The sequence below is a fragment of the Candidatus Pseudomonas auctus genome (assembly GCF_048654275.1).
Classification (GTDB): Bacteria; Pseudomonadota; Gammaproteobacteria; order Pseudomonadales; family Pseudomonadaceae; genus Aquipseudomonas; species Aquipseudomonas pharyngis.
The window spans coordinates 272,911-292,005 of sequence record NZ_JBJYZK010000006.1; the positions used below are offsets into that span (position 1 = coordinate 272,911).

At 62.2% G+C, this 19,095-nt stretch carries 14 protein-coding genes; 7 read left to right on the forward strand and 7 right to left on the reverse strand.

Features of this window, described 5'->3' with window-relative positions:
• Nucleotides 1-32: 32 nt before the first annotated feature.
• On the reverse strand, nucleotides 33-2,786 hold the full coding sequence (locus tag ACKUG4_RS14395) for a response regulator (protein WP_064600919.1): 2,754 nt from the start codon (nucleotides 2,784-2,786) through the stop codon (nucleotides 33-35).
• Between the two features lie 216 nt (nucleotides 2,787-3,002).
• Between ACKUG4_RS14395 and ACKUG4_RS14400 the strand changes: the two genes are divergently transcribed.
• The 7 genes from ACKUG4_RS14400 (at nucleotide 3,003) to ACKUG4_RS14430 (ending at nucleotide 11,304) form a co-directional block, all read left to right on the forward strand.
• Nucleotides 3,003-3,725, forward strand: coding sequence for a response regulator transcription factor (locus ACKUG4_RS14400; RefSeq protein WP_445434244.1), 723 nt, complete (start codon nucleotides 3,003-3,005; stop codon nucleotides 3,723-3,725).
• Nucleotides 3,712-5,136, forward strand: coding sequence for a sensor histidine kinase (locus ACKUG4_RS14405; protein WP_445434245.1), 1,425 nt, complete (start codon nucleotides 3,712-3,714; stop codon nucleotides 5,134-5,136). Before ACKUG4_RS14400 ends, ACKUG4_RS14405 begins: the two co-directional genes overlap by 14 nt.
• 140 nt (nucleotides 5,137-5,276) lie before the next feature.
• Complete coding sequence (gene cysM, locus ACKUG4_RS14410) at nucleotides 5,277-6,179, forward strand: cysteine synthase CysM (RefSeq protein WP_445434246.1); 903 nt, start codon at nucleotides 5,277-5,279, stop codon at nucleotides 6,177-6,179.
• Complete coding sequence (rlmD, locus tag ACKUG4_RS14415; RefSeq protein WP_445434247.1) at nucleotides 6,179-7,564, forward strand: 23S rRNA (uracil(1939)-C(5))-methyltransferase RlmD; 1,386 nt, start codon at nucleotides 6,179-6,181, stop codon at nucleotides 7,562-7,564. Before cysM ends, rlmD begins: the two co-directional genes overlap by 1 nt.
• An 88-nt stretch (nucleotides 7,565-7,652) precedes the next feature.
• A complete protein-coding gene (relA, locus tag ACKUG4_RS14420) occupies nucleotides 7,653-9,896 on the forward strand; it encodes a GTP diphosphokinase (RefSeq protein ID WP_007957789.1) in 2,244 nt (747 codons plus the stop codon).
• Nucleotides 9,893-10,735, forward strand: a complete 843-nt coding sequence (gene mazG / locus ACKUG4_RS14425) for a nucleoside triphosphate pyrophosphohydrolase (RefSeq protein ID WP_445434248.1) — start codon at nucleotides 9,893-9,895, stop codon at nucleotides 10,733-10,735. The genes relA and mazG overlap by 4 nt, the downstream gene beginning before the upstream one ends.
• Before the next feature lie 26 nt (nucleotides 10,736-10,761).
• On the forward strand, nucleotides 10,762-11,304 hold the full coding sequence (locus tag ACKUG4_RS14430) for a DUF2058 domain-containing protein (protein WP_011335479.1): 543 nt from the start codon (nucleotides 10,762-10,764) through the stop codon (nucleotides 11,302-11,304).
• A 96-nt stretch (nucleotides 11,305-11,400) separates the two neighbouring features.
• Here the strand turns inward: ACKUG4_RS14430 and ACKUG4_RS14435 are convergent, their stop codons facing one another.
• The 6 genes from ACKUG4_RS14435 to ACKUG4_RS14460 all read right to left on the reverse strand — a co-directional run bounded on the left by ACKUG4_RS14435 (nucleotide 11,401) and on the right by ACKUG4_RS14460 (nucleotide 18,934).
• Entirely contained in the window at nucleotides 11,401-11,589 is a 189-nt protein-coding gene (locus tag ACKUG4_RS14435; RefSeq protein ID WP_039772867.1) for a hypothetical protein, read from the reverse strand.
• 395 nt (nucleotides 11,590-11,984) lie between these two features.
• Entirely contained in the window at nucleotides 11,985-13,205 is a 1,221-nt protein-coding gene (fabB, locus tag ACKUG4_RS14440; protein WP_007957797.1) for a beta-ketoacyl-ACP synthase I, read from the reverse strand.
• A gap of 11 nt (nucleotides 13,206-13,216) precedes the next feature.
• Nucleotides 13,217-13,732: a 3-hydroxyacyl-[acyl-carrier-protein] dehydratase FabA gene (gene fabA, locus ACKUG4_RS14445; RefSeq protein ID WP_003227150.1), complete on the reverse strand. Its 516-nt coding sequence runs from the start codon at nucleotides 13,730-13,732 to the stop codon at nucleotides 13,217-13,219.
• Between the two features lie 247 nt (nucleotides 13,733-13,979).
• Nucleotides 13,980-15,881 carry an ATP-binding protein gene (locus tag ACKUG4_RS14450; RefSeq protein WP_440813894.1) on the reverse strand — a complete coding sequence of 634 codons (1,902 nt, stop codon included), beginning with the start codon at nucleotides 15,879-15,881 and terminating at the stop codon, nucleotides 13,980-13,982.
• A complete protein-coding gene (locus ACKUG4_RS14455) occupies nucleotides 15,878-16,810 on the reverse strand; it encodes an ABC transporter substrate-binding protein (protein ID WP_445434249.1) in 933 nt (310 codons plus the stop codon). The genes ACKUG4_RS14450 and ACKUG4_RS14455 overlap by 4 nt, the downstream gene beginning before the upstream one ends.
• Entirely contained in the window at nucleotides 16,811-18,934 is a 2,124-nt protein-coding gene (locus ACKUG4_RS14460) for a TonB-dependent receptor plug domain-containing protein (RefSeq protein WP_445434250.1), read from the reverse strand.
• Nucleotides 18,935-19,095: the final 161 nt, after the last annotated feature.

A 19,095-nucleotide genomic window follows, 5' to 3' on the forward strand; every position in this document is an offset into this window, starting at 1 on the left:
GCCGCGTCGGCGTTGACCGGCATTGCCGTGGATCAGGCGCTGATCTTCGCCTGGGCCGCCAGACGATTGATCGCCCGTTCCAGCTCGTCCAGCGCGGTCGAGGCCTTGGGGTCCTGCTGCTTGAGCAGGGTTTCGCTGCGCTGGCAGGCGGCGCGCAATTGCGGCACGCCGCAGTAACGGGTGGCACCATGCAGGCGGTGCACCCGTTCCAGCAGACCGTTCTGATCCTGACTGTCGCGGGCGGTGCGAATGGCTTCGCGATCGGCCTCGAGCGAAGCCAGCAGCATCGCCAGCATGTCCGCCGCCAGATCCGCCTTGCCGGCGGCCAGGCGCAAACCTTCTTCGTGATCGAGAATCGGCAGTTCCTGATTGCCCAGCAGGCTTTCGCCGCCACGGTCCGGCGCCTGATTGCGCAATGCCAGGCCCGTCCACTTCAGCACCACCTGCGCCAGTTGCCGCTCGCTGATCGGCTTGGTCAGGTAGTCGTCCATGCCGCTTTGCAGCAGCGCGCGTTTTTCATTGGCCATGGCGTGGGCGGTGAGGGCGACGATCGGCAGCGGCGTGCAGTGCCGCTCGCTTTCCCACTGGCGAATCGTTTCGGTGCTCTGGCGTCCGTCCATGCCGGGCATCTGCACGTCCATCAGCACCAGATCGAAGGTTTCGTTCTGCACTGCCTTGACCGCGGCATAACCGCTTTCCACGGCCAGCACCTTGGCGCCCATGTCTTCGAGCAGCGTCTGCACCAGCAACAGGTTGGCCGGGTTGTCGTCGACGCACAGCACTTTCGGCGCGCGGCTCGACAACGGTTCGCCCGGTTCGCTGCGCTGCTGGCGCGGGTTGACCATGTCCGACAAAGCCCGGCGCAGTTTGCGGGTGCAGGCCGGTTTCGATTGCAACTGACTGTGAGGGTTGGGCACCGAAAGGTGATAGAGCGTCAGCTCGGTGGTCGGGCACAACACCAGCACCCGGCAACCGAGGTGCTCAAGGTCCCAGATGTGCTGGTTGAGGCGCTCCGGCGGCATGTCATTGCTGGTGATGCCGAGCACCGCCAGATCGATGGCCTGATCGGTCTGATGGGCGCCGGTAACGCCATTGGTCAGGCTTTCCAACGTGTTGAACGGCGTGACATCGAGGCCGCAGTCTTCCAGCTGATGTTGCAGGGCCTGACGCGCCAGTTCATGGTTCTCCAGCACCGCCACCCGGCGCCCGAGCAACGGCGCGGCGGGCAGGTCTTCGGCATCGTCGCGGGTCTTGGGCAGGTTCAGGCTGATCCAGAATTCCGAACCTTCACCCGGGGTGCTGTCGACGCCGATTTCGCCGCCCATCTGTTCGATCAGGCGCTTGGAAATCACCAGCCCCAGACCCGTGCCGCCGGGTTGGCGCGACAGTGAGTTGTCAGCTTGGCTGAAGGCCTGGAACAACGCGCGCACGTCCTGGTTCGACAAACCGATGCCGGTGTCCTGAATACTGATGCGCAACTGCACGCTGTCGTCGTTTTCTTCTTCGAGCATGGCGCGGGCGACGATGGTGCCTTCGCGGGTGAACTTGATCGCGTTACTCACAAGGTTGGTCAGGATCTGCTTGAGCCGCAGCGGATCACCGACCAGCGACAGCGGCGTATCGCGGTACACCAGACTCACCAGTTCCAGCTGCTTGGCGTGCGCGGCGGGGGCGAGGATGGTCAGGGTGTCCTGTAACAGGTCGCGCAGGTTGAACGGAATATGGTCGAGCACCAGTTTGCCGGCCTCGATCTTCGAGAAATCGAGGATCTCGTTGATGATCCCCAGCAGGCTGTCGGCGGATTTTTCGATGGTGCCCAGGTAGTCGAGCTGGCGCGGGGTCAGTTCACTTTTCTGCAACAGGTGGGTGAACCCCAGAATGCCGTTGAGCGGCGTGCGGATCTCGTGGCTCATGTTGGCGAGGAATTCGGATTTGATCCGGCTCGCTTCCAGCGCTTCTTTACGGGCCAGGTCCAGCTCGATGTTCTGGATCTCGATGGTTTCCAGGTTCTGGCGCACGTCTTCAGTGGCCTGATCGACGCTGTGCTGCAATTCTTCCCGGGCGTTCTGCAGGGTGCCGGCCATACGGTTGATGCCGGACGCCAGTTCATCCAGTTCCTGACTGCCCAGCGGTGGCAGGCGGGTTTCCAGATGACCGTCCTTGAGCTGGGCGACGGCCTGTTTGATCTGGCTCAGCGGGCGGTTGATCGTGCGGCCCATGCGCAAGGCCAGCAACGCGGCGCCGGCCAGCCCCGCACCAATCAGCAACAGACTGGCGAACAGGCTTCGGTAGCCGCGCAACAACATGCCGTTGTGCGACAGCTCCAGTTCAACCCAGCCGAGCAGGCGGTCGGATTCTTGCGGGATCAACTCGCCGGCGAGGTTGCGGTGTTTGCCGAAGACCGGCAGCAGATAGCGGGTGGCATCGTTGCCGCTGCGTCGCAGCAGGTGCGCGCTGTCACCGCTCGGCGCCTGATTGAGCATGGTCGGGCCGGCGTGGGCGAGAGGAGAGCGGTCGGGCGCGAGGAAGGTCACGGCGCGCACGTCTGGTTGTTCGAGGGACTGGGTGGCGATGCGCTCGAGCAGTTCGGCATCGCCGTGGCCCATGGCCGGTGCCACCAGCGGAGCCAGTTGCTCGGCGATCATTTCGCCGCGCTGCATCAGTTGAGCTTGCAGGTCGGATTGCTGCGTCCAGGTGAAGTACCCGCCCAGCACCAGTGCCATCAGGCTGGTCGGCAACAGGGTCAGCAACAATACGCGACCTTTGATTCCCAGTTTCTTGAGCACGCCTTTCTCCTGCATCCCGCTGATCGTTGACTCACACGTGCGTCCGGCACGCGGTATCGGCGCAGTGTAGCGATTTGCTTGCGGGCAATCTTGGGAAAAATGATGTCGTGGTTGTTCACTCTCAGGCCGGTCATCTGTCCGACAGGTCAAGCTTGGGTTGCCGGGCGCCGGGCAATCTTGAATAATCGCCCAACTGAGAATTATTTGCAGATAGTCATGACTCCTGTCTCTATTGGCCAACCCCGCATTCTTTCCATCGAAGACGATCCCGTCCTCGGTGCCTATGTCCATGAACAACTGGGCCGCAGCGGCTTCCAGGTCACCTGGTGCCAGAACGGCAGCGAAGGCCTGAGCATTGCCCGGCGCCAGCCGTTCGATGTGGTGTTGATGGATATTCTGTTGCCGGGGCTCGACGGTCTGAACGTCCTGACCCAGCTGCGCCAGAGCCATTCCACGCCGGTGCTGCTGATGTCGGCGCTGGGTGCCGAGGCCGACCGTATCAGCGGTTTCCGCCTCGGCGCCGACGACTACCTGCCCAAACCTTTCAGCATGGCCGAGCTGCATGTGCGGATCGAAGCGATCCTGCGCCGGGTCGCCCTCGACCGTCGTCCGGCGGCCATCGCTCCGGTGGTGCCGGTCGGCGGACTGCATTTCGACGACGAGCAGTGCGATGTGTTCTACCGTAATCAACCGGCCGGCCTGACCCGCAGCGAATACCGTCTGCTGGAAACCCTCAACCGCAACGACGAGGAAGTGCTGAGCAAGGCCTTCCTTTATCAGCACGTTCTGCAACGCGGCTATGCGGCCCACGACCGCAGCCTCGACATGCACATCAGCCAGATCCGCCGCAAACTCAAGTCGGTCGGTTACACCGAGCGGGAAGTACGCACGGTGTGGGGCAAGGGTTACGTCCTGAGTGCCGTCGATGAAAGTGTCTGACCTGCCGGGCCGGCACTCGCTGTTCTGGAAACTCGCCTGCCTGCTGGTGGCGTTCTGTCTGTTGATGATCTGGCTGAGCTGGTCTTGGGGCCGGTACATGGAGCAGCGCAATCAGTTCCTCTCCGACGACGCCCGTCGCACGCTGAGCCGTTATGCCTCCGAGGCCGAGCGCGCCTGGCAGCAGGGCGGGCGCGATGGCATCGATAGCTGGTTACAGAGCATGGAGTTGCGCGAAGCCGGCTGGGTCGGCGTGATCGGCGGCAACCTGCAGTCGCTGGGCAGCCAGCCGTTGAACGCTCAAGAGCTTCAACGCCTGACCTTCCTGCGCGGCCTTGACTGGCCGATTCACAAAAAGGGCCGGCCGTGGCTGCGGGTTCCATTTCCCACTGACCCGACCGCCGGCAGTCTGGTGATCGAGTTGCCCGAGCGATTTCTGCCGGGCAAATACCGGGTGTTCTGGCGCGTCATCACCAACGGGGTGATTCCAGGTCTGTTCACCTTGCTGCTGTGCGTCGGTCTGTATCGCCTGCTCGTGGTGCCGCTGAACAATCTGCGCGAGCAGGCCAATGCGTGGCGTGCCGATCAATTGAATGTGCGGTTGTCGAGCGGCATCACCCAGCGCCCCGATGAGCTTGGCGAACTGGCCCGTGCTTTCGATTCGATGTCCGAACGCCTGCAATCCACCGTGGCCCTGCAACAGCAACTGTTGCGCGACCTGTCCCACGAACTGCGCACGCCCCTGAGTCGGTTGCGGGTCGCCAGCGAAAGCGAGCAGCAGCTGCAACCGCTGCGCGAACGTATCGGTCGCGAAGTCGACGTGATGCAGCGATTGGTGGAGGACACCCTGCAGCTGGCCTGGCTCGACACCGAACGCGCGCCGTTGCCGGACGAAGCGATCCAGATTCAGGCACTGTGGGAAATGCTCACGGAAAACGCCTGCTACGAAAGCTGCTGTCCGATGGGGCAGTTGCAGTGCGGGGTGGAGGCCTCATGCTGGGTGCGCGGCAATCTCAACACCCTGGCCCAGGCACTGGAAAACATTCTGCGCAATGCGATTCGACATTCGCCACCGGGCGGCATCGTGCGGCTCGACGGTCGACGGGACGGCGATTACTGGCACCTGTGGCTGGAGGACGAGGGCGGCGGCGTGGCCGAAGCGGACCTTGAGCGGATCTTTTCGCCCTTCATCCGACTCGACGGCTCGCGGCCGGGGGACGGTGGTTTTGGGTTGGGGCTGAGCATCGCGAGGAACGCGGTGCAACGCCAGGGCGGAACCCTGTGGGCCGAGAACGGCCCGTCGGGATTGCGCTTGAATCTGCGGTTGGTGGCGGATGACAGTGCTGTCAGTCCTGAAGTTTTCGCTGGCAAGCCAGCTCCCACCGTGGACATGAGTCGCCAGCAGATTGTGTGAACACCACAAAAGTCTCGCCACTGGCGCGACTTTTATTGCTTATTCCAAGAAACCATAAGCACCACACTTTGCGTGATATGGCCTGCGCAGGTTTGCCGGTATGATAGGCGCCCCCGCAGTCCGGATTGCGAAAAAACGCCATGACCTTGCAGTACCCAACCATCGCCGATTGCGTCGGCAACACGCCGCTGGTGCGTTTGCAGCGCCTGCCCGGTGTCACCAGCAACACCCTTTTGCTCAAGCTCGAAGGGAACAACCCGGCGGGTTCGGTCAAGGATCGTCCGGCGCTGTCGATGATCACCCGTGCCGAGTTGCGCGGGCAGATCCACGAAGGCGATACGCTGATCGAAGCGACTTCGGGCAACACCGGGATCGCCCTGGCGATGGCCGCCGCGATCAAGGGTTACAAGATGATCCTGATCATGCCGGACAACTCCAGTGCCGAGCGTAAGGCGGCGATGACCGCTTACGGCGCGCAGCTGATTCTGGTCAGCCAGGAAGAGGGCATGGAAGGCGCTCGCGATCTCGCCCAGCGGATGGAAGCCGAAGGCCGTGGCAAGGTGCTGGATCAGTTCGCCAACGGCGACAACCCTGAAGCGCACTACACCACCACCGGCCCGGAAATCTGGCGTCAGACCCAAGGCTCCATCACTCATTTCGTCAGCTCCATGGGCACCACCGGCACCATCATGGGCGTGTCGCGCTACCTCAAGGAGCAGAACGACAAGGTGCAGATCATCGGCCTGCAACCGATGGAAGGCTCGGCCATTCCCGGCATCCGCCGCTGGCCGCAGGAATACCTGCCGAAGATCTATCAGGCCGACCGCGTTGACCGCATCGTCGACATGGCGCAAAGCGAAGCCGAGGACGTCACCCGGCGTCTGGCCCGCGAAGAAGGCATCTTCTGTGGCGTGTCCTCGGGCGGTGCGGTGGCAGCGATGCTGCGCCTGTCCAAAGAAGTTGAAAACGCGGTGATCGTCGCGATCATCTGCGACCGTGGCGACCGTTACCTGTCGACCGGCATTTTCGACGCGCCCAACTGATGGCCAAGCACGAGAGAGGCCTGCGCTTCCAGCCCACCGGCGGCAGCAAGGCCGCACAAATCCCGACCGGCAAAAAGCAGCGCCTGAGCATCGAGCGCCTGGCCAATGACGGTCGCGGCATCGCGTTTTTTGAAGGCAAGACATGGTTCGTCCTCGGCGCCCTCGCCGGTGAAGAAGTCGAAGCCCGAGTGCTCGGCGCCCACGGCAAAGTGGTCGAGGCGCGTACCGAGCGCGTGTTCAGCGCCAGTCAATTGCGTCGTCCCGCACCTTGTCAGCATGCCGGACGTTGCGGTGGTTGCAGCGTTCAGCATCTGCCCCACAACGAACAGCTTGCCCTGAAACAGCGCATGCTCGCCGAGCAGTTGTCGCGAGTCGCTGGTGCAGAGCCCGAGGAGTGGGCGGCGCCGTTGACCGGTCCCGAATTCGGCTACCGTCGCCGCGCCCGGATCGCCGTGCGCTGGGACAGCAAGGCCAAACAGCTTGAAGTCGGTTTCCGTGCCGCCGGCAGTCAGGACATCGTCGCGATCAGCGAATGCCCGGTGCTGGTACAGCCCTTGCAGCCGATCATGACCCGTTTGCCGGAGATGCTGCGGCGCTTGAGCAAGCCTCAGGCGCTGGGGCATGTCGAACTGTTCAGCGGCTCGTCACTCGCCGTCCTGCTGCGTCACATGGCGCCGCTGTCCGAGGCCGACCTGACGATCCTCAAGGATTTCTGCGCGTTCCATGAAGCGCAGCTCTGGCTGCATGGCGAAGGCGAACCGCAGCCGGTGGATGATGCACAGTCGCTCGGTTATCGCCTGGAACAATGGGACCTGCAACTGGCCTATCGGCCGGGGGATTTCATCCAGGTCAACGCCGGGGTCAACGAGGCCATGGTCGCCCAGGCGCTGGAGTGGTTGAAACCGACGAGCAATGAGCGCGTGCTCGACCTGTTTTGCGGTCTGGGCAACTTTGCCTTGCCGCTGGCAAAATCTGCGCGTGAAGTGGTGGCGGTCGAAGGCGTGCAGACCATGGTCGATCGCGCGGCGGCCAATGCCGCCAGCAACAATTTGCATAACACAAAGTTTTTTCAGGCCGATTTATCCCAGCCTTTGACCGATGCCCAGTGGATCGGAAACGGCTTTTCTGCGGTACTCTTGGACCCACCGCGCGACGGTGCTTTCGAGGTGGTGCGCAAGCTGGCGGCCTTGGGCGCCAAACGGTTGGTGTACGTGTCGTGCAACCCTGCAACTCTGGCGCGCGATACGGTCGAATTGATCAAGCAGGGCTACCGGTTAAAACGTGCCGGGATTCTCGATATGTTTCCTCAGACGGCACATGTCGAGGCCATGGCGTTATTTGAAGCGAGCCAGGATGGCTCGTCTGATCCGACTGGTCGTCCGTAGCGCTCGCCTTGGCCCCGCGAGCGCGAACGGGCATTGACGGTCAGTGATTTGACGCATTGAATCTGCGTCGTAGGGAAGGTAAAGCAAGATGGTACAGGTGAGAGCACACCAGCCGATCAACACTGACGGCAGTATCAATCTCGAGGCTTGGCTCGATCACGCGGTCAGTGTCGATCTGGCACTGGATCGCGAAGCCTTGAAAGAGGCCTGCGAGTACGCTCGCCAGGCCGAGCAGCAATCCAATGCCGCGAAGAATCTCTGGTCCGAAGGCAGCGGCAGTTTCAGCACGGGCCTTGAGATCGCCGAGATTCTCGCCGACCTCAAGCTCGATCAGGATTCGCTGGTTGCCGCGGTTCTGTATCGCGGCGTACGCGAAGGCCAGATTGAACTCGCAGCGGTCAGCCAGCGCTTCGGCCCGGTGGTCGCCAAGCTGATCGACGGCGTGCTGCGCATGGCGGCGATCAGTGCCAGCCTCAGCCCGCGCCAGTCGATGGTGCTCGGCACTCAGGGCCAGGTGGAAAACCTGCGCAAGATGCTGGTGGCGATGGTCGACGACGTGCGTGTCGCGCTGATCAAGCTCGCCGAACGCACCTGTGCGATCCGCGCGGTGAAAACCGCCGACGACGAAAAACGTAACCGGGTCGCCCGGGAAGTGTTCGACATCTATGCGCCGCTCGCGCATCGACTCGGCATCGGTCATATCAAATGGGAACTGGAGGACCTGTCCTTCCGTTACCTGGAGCCCGATCAATACAAACAGATTGCCAAGCTGCTGCATGAGCGGCGGCTCGACCGCGAGCGTTTCATCGCCGACGTGATGACCCAGCTCAAGGACGAACTGCAGGCCACCGGCGTCGAAGCCGACATCAGCGGCCGGGCCAAACACATCTATTCGATCTGGCGCAAAATGCAGCGCAAGGGTCTGGAGTTCAGCCAGATCTACGACGTGCGTGCGGTGCGCGTGCTGGTGCCGGAAATGCGCGACTGCTACACCGCGCTAGGTATCGTCCACACCCTGTGGCGGCACATCCCGAAAGAGTTCGACGACTACATCGCCAACCCGAAAGAGAACGGCTACCGCTCGCTGCACACGGCGGTGATCGGTCCGGAAGGCAAGGTGCTGGAAGTCCAGATCCGGACCCATTCGATGCACGAAGAGGCCGAGCTCGGCGTCTGCGCGCACTGGCGCTACAAGGGTACCGACGTCAAGTCCGGCTCCAATCACTACGAAGAGAAAATCTCCTGGCTGCGTCAGGTCCTCGAGTGGCACGAAGAGCTGGGCGACATCGGTGGTCTGGCCGAACAGCTGCGGGTCGATATCGAGCCGGACCGGGTCTACATCTTCACCCCGGACGGTCACGCCATCGACTTGCCGAAGGGCGCGACGCCGCTGGACTTCGCCTACCGCGTGCACACCGAAATCGGCCACAACTGCCGTGGCGCGAAGATCAACGGGCGCATCGTTCCGCTCAACTACAGCCTGCAGACCGGTGAACAGGTCGAGATCATCACCAGCAAGCACGGCACTCCGAGCCGCGACTGGCTGAACCCGAACCTCGGCTACGTCACCACGTCCCGGGCGCGGGCGAAGATCGTGCACTGGTTCAAGTTGCAGGCGCGCGACCAGAACGTCGCGGCGGGCAAGACCCTGCTCGAGCGCGAGCTCAATCGCCTCGGCCTGCCGGCGGTGGATTTCGACAAGCTGGCCGACAAGGCCAACATGAAAACCGCCGAAGACATGTTCGCCGCCCTCGGTGCCGGCGACCTGCGTCTGGCGCAGCTGGTCAATCTGGCGCAACAGCTGGTCGAGCCGGAACGCGGCAACGAACAGCTGGAACTGATTCCGCGCAAGGCGACCGGCTACAAACCGGGCAAGCGCGGCGATATTCAGATCCAGGGCGTCGGCAACCTGATGACCCAGATGGCCGGCTGCTGCCAGCCGTTGCCGGGCGATGCGATCGTCGGTTACATCACCCAGGGCCGTGGCGTGAGCATTCACCGCCAGGACTGCGCCTCGGTGTTGCAACTGGCCGGGCGCGAGCCGGAGCGGATCATCCAGGTCAGCTGGGGCCCGGTGCCGGTGCTCACCTATCCGGTGGACATCGTCATCCGCGCCTACGATCGTTCCGGTCTGCTGCGTGACGTCTCGCAGGTGCTGCTCAACGAGCGGATCAACGTGCTGGCGGTCAACACCCGCTCGAACAAGGAAGACAACACCGCGCTGATGTCCCTGACCATCGAGATTCCGGGTCTGGACGCGCTGGGGCGGTTGCTGGGGCGGATTTCCCAGTTGCCGAACATCATCGAAACGCGGCGTAACCGGACTCCATGAAACCGACCTACAGCCTTGACGACCTGCTGCACCTGATGAACCGTCTGCGTGACCCGCAGTATGGTTGCCCGTGGGATATCAGGCAGACTTACGCGACCATCGTTCCACACACCCTTGAAGAGGCCTACGAAGTCGCCGACGCCATCGAGCGCGGCGACTTCGACCACTTGCAGGGCGAGTTGGGCGATCTGCTGTTTCAGGTGGTGTATTACAGCCAGCTGGCCCGGGAAGAAGGGCGATTCGAATTCGCCGGCGTGGTCGACGGCATCACCCGCAAACTGATCCGTCGTCATCCGCATGTGTTCCCCACTGGCGATCTGTATGCGTCGCTGGACGTGCCGCGTCTGAGTGAAGAGCAGGTCAAGCAGCGCTGGGAGGAGATCAAGGCCGAGGAGCGCGCCGAGAAATCCACCGAGCCGCAGCAACTGTCACTGCTCGACGATGTGCCTGCTGCGTTGCCGGCATTATCCCGCTCGGCCAAGTTGCAGAAGCGCGCAGGGCAGGTCGGTTTCGACTGGCCGGATGCCTTGCCGGTGCTGGACAAGGTCCGTGAAGAACTCGATGAAGTGCTCGAAGCCATGTCCGAAAATGACCCGCAAGCGGTGGCCGACGAGATCGGTGACCTGCTGTTTTCCGTGGTCAATCTGGCCCGGCACCTGAAGGTCGATCCGGAAACCGCATTGCGTGGCGCCAACGCCAAGTTCGAGCGACGTTTCCGTTTTATCGAACAGGCATTGCGCGATACCCGCCGACCCATGGAAGATTGCACCCTCGAAGAGTTGGACGCCCTGTGGGGCGAAGCCAAACGTCAGGAAAAGAATTCGCCCAGCTGTGGCTGAGCCGTTGCCCAAGTGAGTAAGCATCAATGAGCCTTTCCCTTCGCGACCAGTTGCTCAAGGCAGGACTGGTCAACCAAAAGCAGGCCAAGCAGGTCAGCAAAGACAAACAGAAACAACAGCGCCTGGCCCACAAAGGTCAGATCGAACTGGACGACTCCCAGCAGCGTGCTGCCCAGGAAGCCATGGCCGAGAAGGTCAAGCGCGACCAGGAGCTGAACCGCCAGCAGCAGGAGAAGGCGGAAGCCAAGGCCCGCGCCGCGCAGGTCAAGCAGTTGATCGAGGTCTCGCGTCTGCCGAAGCTGACGACCGAGGACTACTACAACTTCGTCGACGACAAGAAGGTCAAGCGCATCTCGGTCAACACGCTGATGCGCAACAAGCTCAGCAGCGGCTCGCTGGCGATCGTGCACCACGCCGGCGGCTACGAAGTGATTCCTCGTGAGGCCGCCCTGAAGATTCAGGAGCGCGATCCACAGCGCATCGTCCAGCTCAACGAGAAGGTCGAAGAGGTCAATGCCGAGGACGATCCGTACGCGGCCTACGTGATCCCTGATGATCTGATGTGGTAATCGGGTCTCGCCGGGCTGCGAAGCGGCCCTGAAATCCCCAAAACGACAAACCCCGCTCATGGCGGGGTTTGTCGTTTTCAATGCTGTGGTTTTGTTTCAGGCGGATTTCCGATCCCGCTGCTGTTCCTGCAGTTCCAGTTCGGCCTTGTAGTTGTGGGCGTCGATCTCGTTGTGGAACATGCCGACCAGCAAGTCTTGTTGATGCACATCCCAGATCCGTACGCCGGCGGCTACGCCTTCATGGGACATGTGTGAATCGTCGCGTTCAGTTACTTTTACAGTCATCTGCTAGCTCCAAATCTCAAGTTATCTGCAGCAAGGCGTGTGCAGGACTCTGTTATAGATTTTGTTAGCCTGCTAAGTAAACGCCCGATTCGTGCAATGTATTCTTGCGAAATCTGCAACAGCGCTGGAGCCCGCGGAAACCGTGACATTCAGTCGCAGGGCATTGAGTTTCATGACAAAAGCTTCATGTTCCTGACGGCGATTTTCAAGCAATACACCGACCCTGTGGGAGCGGGCTTGCTCGCGAATGCGATTTAACATTCAACATTTTTTGTCGACTGACCCACCGCTTTCGCGAGCAAGCCCGCTCCCACAGGAGGTTGTGTTTATGGCTGGCGAAAAAAAACGCCCCGAACCAGTCGGGGCGTTTTCATGTGCGGCTCAGCGGGAGGGAATTACTTGCCTTCCCAGCGCTTCAGCACGAGGGTGGCGTTGGTGCCACCGAAGCCGAAGCTGTTGCTCATCACGGTGTTGATGGTGGCGTTCTCGCGGGTCTTGGTCAGCACCGGCAGATCGGCCACTTCAGGGTCCAGTTCGTCGATGTTGGCCGAACCGGCGATGAAGTTGCCTTCCATCATCAGCATGCAGTAGATCGCTTCGTGAACGCCGGCGGCGCCCAGGGAGTGACCCGACAGGCTCTTGGTGGAGCTGATGGCCGGGGCCTTGTCGCCGAACACTTCACGCACACCTTTCATTTCCGCGACGTCGCCGACCGGAGTCGAAGTGCCGTGGGTGTTCAGGTAGTCGATCGGGGTGTCGACGGTGGACAGCGCCTGCTGCATGCAGCGGATCGCGCCTTCGCCGCTTGGAGCCACCATGTCGTAGCCGTCGGAAGTCGCGCCGTAGCCAACGATTTCCGCGTAGATCTTCGCGCCACGGGCCAGAGCGTGTTCCAGCTCCTCGACCACCACCATGCCGCCACCGCCAGCGATGACGAAACCGTCACGGTCGGCGTCGTAGGCGCGGGAAGCTTGCTCAGGGGTGTCGTTACGCTTGCTGGACAGGGCGCCCATCGCGTCGAACAGGAACGACTGGCTCCAGTGCTCTTCTTCACCGCCGCCGGCGAACACGATGTCCTGCTTGCCCATCTGGATCTGTTCCATGGCGGTACCGATGCAGTGAGCACTGGTGGCGCAGGCAGAAGCGATGGAGTAGTTCAGGCCCTTGATCTTGAACGGGGTGGCCAGGCAAGCCGAAACGGTGCTGCTCATGGTCCGCGTTACACGGTATGGGCCGACGCGCTTGACGCCTTTCTCGCGCAGGATGTCCAGCGCTTCCATCTGGTTCAGGGTCGACGCGCCGCCGGAACCTGCGATCAGGCCGGTACGCGGGTTGGACACCTGCTCTTCGGTCAGACCGGAGTCAGCGATGGCGTCTTTCATGGCCAGGTAGGCGTAAGCCGCTGCGTGGCCGACGAAGCGATAGATCTTGCGATCGATTAGCTCTTCAAGGTTGAGGTCGATGGAGCCGGAAACCTGGCTACGCAGACCCATTTCGGCGTATTCCGGGTTGAACCGGATGCCAGGGCGGCTTGCACGCAGGTTAGCGGAGACGGTCTCTTTGTCATTGCCCAGGCACGAAACGATGCCCAGACCAGTGATAACGACGCGGCGCATGCGAATAACCCTTAGAAGTTGTCAGTGGAGGTGAACACGCCGACGCGAAGGCCTTCGGCGGTGTAGATTTCGCGACCGTCGACAGTCACCGAACCGTCGGCAATGGCCAGGTTCAGCTTGCCCTTGAGGACGCGCTTGATATGAATGTTGTAGGTGACTTTCTTGGCGGTCGGCAGGACCTGGCCGAAGAATTTCACTTCGCCCGAACCCAGCGCACGGCCGCGGCCCGGCAGGCCTTGCCAGCCCAGGAAGAAGCCGACCAATTGCCACATGGCGTCCAGACCCAGGCAGCCCGGCATCACCGGATCGCCTTCGAAGTGGCACGCGAAGAACCACAGGTCAGGGTTGATATCCAGCTCGGCGACCAATTCACCTTTGCCGTACTTGCCGCCTTCTTCGCTGATCAGGGTGATGCGATCCACCATCAGCATGTTCGGGGCGGGCAGTTGCGCGTTACCTGGGCCGAACAGCTCACCGCGACTGCAGCGCAGCAGGTCTTCCCGAGTAAAGGCGTTTTGTTTGGTCATGCGAGCTCCTCAATAATCCCATGCGGCAGGTGGGGCAAATCTTCCCGGCCGATCGACGCGTTCATGCCTCGAACCGGCAGCCTACTCATAGACTATTGCGTTGTGGTGAAAGTCACAGCACCAAGGACATGAATGTACACTTGTGCACTGAAATTTTTAATCAAGCCCCTTTTGAGGCCCGTTCGGGTGCCTAAGACTGCCGCACTTTCGCTTTTCACGCCAGTCGCAGATGCTCGAAAGGGCCTCTCTACTGCACCCAGCGCTGCAGAATCTGCTGCAGGTCATTGCGTTTGAATGGCTTGGCCAGGTAATCGTTCATCCCCGCCGACAGGCAGTTTTCGCGATCACCCTGCAACGCGTTGGCGGTCAGGGCGATGATCGGCACCTGGCCGCAGCCGGGCAGGCGGCGGATCTGTCGGGTCGCCTCGTATCCATCGATGAGTGGCAAGCGGCAATCCATCAGGATCGCTTCGAAACGGCTGTCCCCGGCACTGCGCACCGCCTGCACGCCATCGGTGGCGACGCTGACGGTAAAGCCCAGGCTGCGCAGCATCGCTTCGATCACGGTCTGGTTGACCGGGTTGTCCTCGACCAGCAACACATGGCGTCCTTCGCCGTGACCGTTGCCGTTCAATGCGCGCGGTGCCGCCAGCGCGGGCAGTGCCTGCTTATATAGGGCCAGTGGTATTTCCAGGGTGAACACCGAGCCGCGACCTTCTTCACTCTGGGCACGCAAGGTGCCGCCCATCCGCTCGGCGAGGGTGCGGGCAATCGGCAGGCCCAGACCGGTGCCGCCATATCGACGGGAAATCGAGCTGTCGGCCTGCTGGAACGCGTTGAACATCAGCTCCAGGCTTTCCGGCGAAATGCCGATGCCACTGTCACGTACCGCGCAGGTGAACCACAGCAATTCGTGATCCAGCGATTGCCATTGCGCCTCGATGCTGACGCGCCCCTGCTCGGTGAACTTCAGCGCATTGCCGACCAGGTTGACCAGAATCTGCCGGATCCGCGTCGGATCGCCCTGTACCTGCAAGTCGTGCATGTCATCGGGGATCCGCAGTTGCAGGGCCAGCCCGCGTTGCGCCGCGCTGTGCTGGAAGGAATGGGCGCAGGCGCCGATCAGGTCGGCGAGGTTGAACGGAATGTGCTCCAGCTCCAGCTCCGAACGTTCGATGCGCGAGAAATCCAGAATGTCGTTGATCACCTTGAGCAAGTGCTCGGTGGACTCGGAAGCCAGCGCCGCGTACTCGACCTGCTCCTCGGTCATGTCGGTGGTTTCCAGCAATTGCAGCATGCCCAGCACGCCGTTCATCGGGGTGCGCAGCTCATGGCTCATCATCGCCAGGAAATCCGATTTGGCGTTGTTGGCCTTTTCCGCCTCTTCGCGGGTCTGGATCAGTTGCGCCATCGCCTGATGCTGTTCGCGGCTGGCCTGCTCCAGCGCCTGGGCCAGGTTGTTGATGTGCTGGGACAGTGCGCCCAGCTCGGTGTCATCGACGATCGGCAGCGGGGTCTTGTAGTCGCCCTCCTGAATCGCCTTGACCGCATTGCCGATGTCGCGGATCGGCTGCGACAGGCTGCCGGCCAGCCGCCGCGCCAGCACAAAGGTGAAGAGCAGGGCGAACAACGCCAGAATCCCGGCCTTGAGCAGGATCTCCTGTTGGCGCTGACTAAAGGCATCGTTGGACAGACCGACGATCACCCGCCCCAGATAATCCTCACTGGCCACGCCGGGGCTGCTCTTGCCGTCCTGGAAGAAATCGTTGTGCAAGGCGATGCGTTGCAGCCGCACCGGTGCCTGGAACACCTCGACCTGATGCGGACGATTGTGCGCATCCGCCGGTTGTTCGACGTAAGCCAGAATCCGGTTGGCGCTGTCCTGCACCTCCAGAAACCGTACGTTCGGCGTGGCCAGCGTGGCCTTGAGCAGGCTTTCCAGGACTTCGTTGTTGCCGGAAATCACCCCGTACTCGGTGGCCGGTGCGAGTTGGTTGGCGATCAACTGGCCGGTGTGATTCAGCTCCTGACGCAGATCCTGAATGCGCACGAAGGTGAAAAAGCTGATCAGCAGCAAGGTCAGCAACAGCGCAGGGCCCAGGCTGATCAACTGGGTGCGGGTGTTGATGTCCCAACGGCGGAAAATCATGGGCGGCGCTCTCCTTCGGCCAGCTCTGCGGCGACAGACACTTCATTGATCGGTTCTATCCCTAGGGAACGAGCCACCTGCGCATTACTTGAGACTTTAAAACGCCCGGGGTAGAGCGTGCGCGGCCAGGTGGCCGGTGGCCGGTCCAGCAATTCGTCGAGGACGGCCAGCCAGTCGTTCTGATCGCTGTAGGTACTGGCCAGGCTGCCGGCGCGAACGAACGAGACATTCGGCCCGACCAGTGCCAGTTGCCGAGAGTAACTGCTGAGCAACAGGTTCTTCGCGGTTTTCGGGTTGTACAGGTCAGGGTCGTCGAGGCCCAGTAGCACGTCGCTGTTTTTCAGCACGGTCTGCAAGGGTCGGCTGTCGTGGGTGTTGTCCCAGCGCTGCGGGACGATTTGCAGATTCAGCGGCTGGGCGGCCGATTGCAGCTCCTTGAGCAGGAACTCGCTGTGCTGATCGAACAGCACGCCGACGCGCCCGGCCTGGGGCAGAATCCGGCGGATCAGTTGCAACTGACGACTCAGCGGCGGATCGGCCCACAGCAGGCTCAAGTGGGGTGGTTGCGCGTCGCCGAAGCGTTGCCGGGCCTGCAAACGGCTGATGCGCAGGACCAACGTCGCCGGCCCTTGGGATTCCTGCATGCGCCAGTCGAGGCTCGGCAGATCCAGCAGAATCAGGCGCAGGCTCGACGGCAACTTGCCCGGCGCCGGCAGGCTGGCCAGCGGCTGGAAATGCACGCGGTCGGTCGGGCGCAGTTCGCTCAGGGCCTGAACGAAGGACTGCACACCGGGGCTTTCCTCGGCGCCGGTCAGCAGAATATCGGCCGCCTGCACCGCCACGCCATGCAGCCACGCTGTCAGGAACAGACAGAGCCCGGCCAGCCATTGGCCGAGCGTTGGCATCTTCCGTGACATGGCGTAACGCATCTAGAACTCCAGCTCGGCGCTGAAATACACCACGCGGCGTTCGTCGTAATTGTTGTCGACGAAGGTGGTCGCCTCATGGTCAAGGCGTTGTTGCAGCACGCCGGCCAGTTGCAGTTGGGCCTTGCCCAGGGCGATGCGTTTGGCGATCCGGGTGTCGACCCGCTCGAAGCGGTAACCGTTGAGCGCGTTGTCACCGTAATAGAAGAGGGCGCTGTTCCAGCCGTGGCCCCAATCGCGCAGCCAGCCGGCCGAGCCGCTGTTGCGCGCGGTGAATTGCTGGTCCAGCGGGTTGCTCGCCTCGGCGTCGACGAAGGCGTAGGTCAGGCGCAAGCGGTCAGCCGCACTCAGGCGCCAGTCCATTTGCGTTTCGGTGCCGCGAAACCGCGAATCGTTGGCGTTGCTGGCGATGTACTGATTGTTGCGTAGCGGCTCGCTGATCATCCCGGTAATTTCGTCGTAGAACAGCTTCACGTCCAGGGCCAGGCCCCATTCCGGGAAAAAGCCGTTGTAGCCCAGTTCCCGCGAGCGCATGTGCTCCTGGTCCAGATCGCCGGGGCCCCGGGTCTTGACGAAGTAGCGGGCCGAAGACTGGCCATAGGCGGCGGGCCGCAGGTTGGTCACCTGATAACTCCAGTTGACGTTGTTCTCGAACATGTCCGGTGAACGGATGGCTTCCGAATACACCGCGCGCAGGCTGTGCCGCGGGTTGAACAGGTAGTTGACCGCAAACCGGGGCGTCAGCGAGCTGCCGATCAATTGCGTGTCTTCGAACATGGCGCCGCCCTGCAACAGCCAGTGTTCGCTGGCGCGCCATTCGAGTTGGCCGAAGGCGCGCCAAGTGGTGTCGTCCAGCGTGCCGTTGAAATAGGTCTCGGAATCGGCACGGTCGTAACGATAGTTCAGGCCGCTGACCAGACGCAGGCTATCGGACAGGCTGAGAGTGTCCTGCAATTCCAGGTCGTAGCGCGATTCCCGGGCACTCTGGTCGATGTCACCGCACAGAGTCTGGCGCGCGCCGTTGCGCCACTGATCCAGCACCTGATTGGCCAGGGTCATTTCCTGCGGTGTACCGGCGGGGGCGCCGGGGCCGGTGAACAGGGTCATGTTGCGGGCCAGGCGCTCGGTGTAGTTCGGGTTAAGTTGCCACAGCTCGGTCAATTGCGGGCTGAACGACACTTCGGCGTCACAGGCGCGCCAGGTCTGCTGGCGATCCCAGTGTTGTGCCGAGCCTTGCACGTAAAGGCTGTGATCGGGATTGAGGTCCAGGTTCCAGCGCACCGAGCCGGCGTAGTCCTTGGCTACCACGTCGGAATTGTTCCCGGCAGCGGTAATCCCGGAGAACACCGGGCGGTAGGTGTAAGGCCGCTGATTGGTCCCGTCCTTGGCGTTGACCTGCCAGTCCAGGCTCTGGTTGTCGTTCAGGGTCTGGCTGACCGCGAGACTGAAGCGGTTCAAGCGGCGGTTGTCGCGGTAATCGGCGCCGGTGCGGTCGCTGTCGAAACCGTCGTCCTCCTGGCCGGACAGCGACAGACGCAGGTCGCCGCCATTCCAGCCGGTGCTCTGGCTGGCATAGAAATCATTGATGCCGCGTTGGCCGCGGGTCAGCTTCAGTCGTGTGCCGTGGCTGTCCGCCGGGTTGCGGGTGATGATGTTGATCACCGCCATCAGCGCGTTGGCGCCGTAGCTGACGGTGTTCGGGCCGCGAAAGACTTCGATGCGCTCGATGTCTTCCATGGCCACCGGGATATCGCTCCAGTCCACGGTCGCCAGACCGGCGCGGTACACCGAGCGGCCGTCGATCAACACCTGCATGCGCCGGGCTTCGCTGGCGTTGGTCCCGTGATAGTTCACCGCCGCCTGATTGCCGCTGATATTGCCGACCATCATCCCCGGCACCAGGCGCAGCAGTTCACTGATGTCCCGGGCACCGCTGGCGCTGATCAGTTCGCTGTCGAGCACGGTCATGCTGCCCGGGACTTCCGCCGGCGACTGTTTCAGGCGCGTGGCGGTCAGGATCTGCGGCAAGGCCTCACTGTCGACAAACAGGTCGTCCGCCAGCAGCACCGGGCTGAACAGCAGCGCCAGCAGCAGGGACGAACGCGGGGAAGGGGGGCCAGAAAACACGACGCAGCCTTGATAGCAAAGAATTGGCGCGCATGTTAACCGAGGTCGACGACTTTTCCAGTCACGTTGCAGGCATTTTCCTCGGTTTTATTGGTCTTCTTCCTACAAGTGCGGGTAATTGACGCCGGGGCTGTCCGAGAAGGGGACGCTCCGTATAATGC